The sequence below is a fragment of the Nostoc sp. 2RC genome, from assembly GCF_014222165.1.
Classification (GTDB): Bacteria; Cyanobacteriota; Cyanobacteriia; order Cyanobacteriales; family Nostocaceae; genus Nostoc; species Nostoc linckia.
In genome coordinates this window covers 1-3584 of the sequence record NZ_JACKZU010000551.1, presented here as the reverse complement: position 1 = coordinate 3584, position 3584 = coordinate 1, and the positions used below count along the sequence as shown (strand labels likewise).

The 3584-nt window shown below is 42.4% G+C and carries 2 protein-coding genes; both read left to right on the top strand.

All coding sequences use genetic code 11. From position 1 onward, the window contains the following. Positions 1 to 736 precede the first annotated feature (736 nt). Positions 737 to 1579: a hypothetical protein gene (locus GNE10_RS32960; protein WP_185570255.1), complete on the top strand. Its 843-nt coding sequence runs from the start codon at positions 737 to 739 to the stop codon at positions 1577 to 1579. After that, positions 1561 to 2997 (top strand): O-antigen ligase, encoded by a 1437-nt coding sequence (locus GNE10_RS32955; RefSeq protein ID WP_185570253.1) that lies wholly within the window; start codon positions 1561 to 1563, stop codon positions 2995 to 2997. The genes GNE10_RS32960 and GNE10_RS32955 overlap by 19 nt, the downstream gene beginning before the upstream one ends. Positions 2998 to 3584 lie beyond the last annotated feature (587 nt).

Genomic DNA, 3584 nt, shown 5'->3' with positions numbered 1-3584 from the left:
TCTAGCTAAGTATCCAAAAAATTACCCTCCACACTCCCCACACTCCCCACACTTCCCACACTCCCCACACCTTTTTTTCGCTCACCCACCCCACCCCGAACTTCGGGGAGGTAATAAGCGTTTGAGCTGAAGTTGACACCAATGGTGAGAACTTTGTGTCTACGTTGTTTCAATTATTTGGTGTGAGTCCTCTAAGTATTTAAACTACTGCTGAGATGGAAAGGTGAGTAGTAGAAACTCTATGACTCATACATAGCAATGCTATTTCAGTTTTGAACAATATCGGTGTTGACTGTTGGCTGTTGACTGTCAATGACCCTAACACGTAATATTTCACAAATTATTTGGGATTACTACGCGATCGCTCGTAATGATGAAAATATGTTGTGAGGACTTACGCAAGTACTATTTTGTCATTGCGACTGGAACGTAGTGTAGGGAAGCAATCCCAATGTCAGGGTGAGTGTCAACCCACCCCCTCTATTGACGAAATTACGTTATTTTTGCGTAAGTCCTCATTGAGGTATGAATCTTTTAAAGTTGTCATAGTTAGTAATCCTTCATAGAAGCAAGCTATAACTAGTGTCTTTGCACCAGAAAGATAACCACGCAAGAGACTTATCTCTCGATCGTTAGTTATCATCAAATGACAAACGAGAAAATTACTACTAATGACTGCTGAAAGCTAATAGTAGAATAAGGTACAGAAAAGCTGCACGGAAAGGAGGAAGCAAAATTGGATGAGATGAGGGCGGCGCTAGAGTTAGCGACTGAGGAAGAACTACAAGACTTAACGGCAATTTTATTTAGTCGTAAGTTCAATCCCCTAGACTACGTTCATACACCCGAACCCATCGAAGTGCAAAGCCAAGACCGTAAAGCTTGGCTAGATGCACTAGAAGGTCGCTTCCGCTTTTTGGCGGCAGATGGGATTACAGTATTGCGGGGACGCACAGACCAAGTAACTTACCGACAAGCACTCGTTCAAGTATGCAAGTATCTAAAAATTCCTTATTCTAATCAATTGACAACCGTTGATTTAGAAGCAGAAGTATTTTTACATCTGCTAGGACAGGTGTGGAAAAAATTGCCAGAACAAGAAAAACAAAAATTGACTCTACGGATACAGCGTCAGCTTATCAAATCAGATTTAAAACAACCTTTACCACTTTTATTGCAACGCGATCCCTTGGGGCTACTTTTTAAAGGCGGTAGTGCGTTGGTTGTTACTTCCATCCTCCAACCAGTTGTACTCAAGCAAATTGCCCGTCAATTTGCCATACACCTTGCCACCTACGAAGTAGCCAAACAAACGGCCATTAAAGGCACGGAAGCTGCAACAACTCAGTTTCAAAGCTATGTAACTATGCAAATGGCCAGACGTGGTATGACGGTGAGTGCAGCTCGTTATGGAGCAGTTCGCACCATGTTTACCGTGATTGGGCCAATGATGTGGGCTTGGTTTTTTGCGGACTTGGGATGGAGAGCGATCGCTACTAACTATGGTCGCATCATCCCCACTATTTTCGCCTTAGCTCAAATTCGTCTCACTCGCGCTGAATGTTGGGAGCCAGCTTGAATAAAGCTTTTTACCATTTCAACTGCCGTTGGAACTACTCTTTATTAGCACTGTTAATCTACCCGTTAAGTCCTTTTGTGGGGGCTGTGACTGTAGTTTTGGTATCATTCATCACTTGGATGAAACAATACCGCCAAATTAGCCGCCGCCCCCTCAATTGGGGATTTGCCCTTTTAAGTCTGTTGCTAATAGTTAGTTGTGGCTTTGCCGAAAACAAAATAGAAGCCTTCCTCGGCTTATTTAATTTTTTACCATTTTTTCTCGTTTTCGCCGCTTTCAGCACCCTGATTCAAACAACTTTCCAATTGCGGCAAATGGCTTGGGCTTTGGTGATAGGTTCAATGCCAGTGACGATTCTCGGCTTGGGACAATTATTTTTAGGCTGGAATTTTAAGTTAAAAATTTTGTGGATTGTCTTGGAATGGACGATCGCACCAGGAGGAAATCCACCAGGGCGCATAGCTTCATTATTCTTGCACGCCAACACCTTTGCAGCTTACTTAGTAATAGTGTTCATCGTCAGTCTAGGGTTGTGGCTGGAGCAATGGAAATTGGGCATGGGGAGGCAAGGAAGACAAGGTAGCCATTTTTCTCTCCGAAGTTCTGATCGGAGGAAACCTCCGCTCAGACTTCTCTCCTTGTCTGCCACCCTGCGAGTTCGCGCTAGCGTCTCCCAAAGAGAAGATAAAGCTACATCTCACCACTCCCCACTCCCCTTTATCTTCCTAACCATCGTGGTGATTATGAATTTCATCACCTTGATTTTTACCAATTCGCGTAATGGATGGGCGATCGCTATTTTTACCTGTTTAGCTTACGCACTGTATCAGGGTTGGCGGATTCTTGTCGGTGGGGTTGTCGGTATCGTCACCAGCGTACTTTTAGCGGCTTTTGCTCCCTCAGCGATCGCTCAATTTTTTCGCCAGTACGTTCCTGCTTTCTTTTGGGCAAGGTTAAACGACGATTTGTATCCAGATAGACCAGTGGCTTTGATGCGAAAAACTCAGTGGGAGTTCGCCTGGTCTTTAGCTTGGCAACATCCTTGGACGGGGTGGGGCTTACGTAGTTTTACTGCGCTTTATAAAGCACAGATGCAAATTAAGTTGGGTCATCCCCATAACTTGTTTTTAATGTTATCTGCTGAAACTGGTTTTATTGCTACTTTTGTATTTTGCAGTTTACTTGGTTGGATTTTGATTACAGGAGTCCAATTACTGCGAAATTCCAAACACATAGATACAGGAGATAGATTGCTAATTTTCAGTTATCTTCTCACCGTTGTGGGGTGGATTTTATTAAATACTGTAGACGTAACCCTCTTTGATTTTCGTTTGAATACTCTTTCATGGTTAATTTTGGCTGCTACTTGTGGAGTAGTAAATCACTATAAGCAACAAGAAAAGCTTGCATTTAATTGAAATGGTGACTGGCGATTGGGCATTAGGGACTGGGTAATAGAAAAGCTCTGAGAGTGTGTCAGTTGTAGTTATTTATAGTGCAGTAGTTGTATCAATACTTGTCGGTTAAGGGGGAAAGGGAAAGGGGAAAAGGGAAAGAAAAAACCTTTAACCCTTACCCTTTAACCCCTTCGGGGTTCGCCAGTCGCTCATGGGGGAAACCCCCAAGACCGCGCTGGCTCACCTTTTCCCCAAACCAAATTCCAGTTTAAAATCCTTAACCGAGCAGTATTGGTAGTTGTATTATTTTCCCACCAACCTACAAATTGAATATTTTTAAATAAAAGTTTCTTTATTGTTTTTCAGTGTATGCACTGGGGACATATAAAGGTTGAAGTTAATAACATAACTATATTCACGTCTGTGACTGTGAGTGTGACTAAAACCTAATTAGTCACTGTTGCTGATTGTTGGGAAGGTGTAGGAATAACCCTTTGGGGTTTTTCTACATGACGGGCATCTCTTGTAGATGCCCTTTTGTATGTTTATTTTTCAGCAAGAAAATTGGAATTTCCACATTAAATTATTTTCTGATTGTTTTAAATATT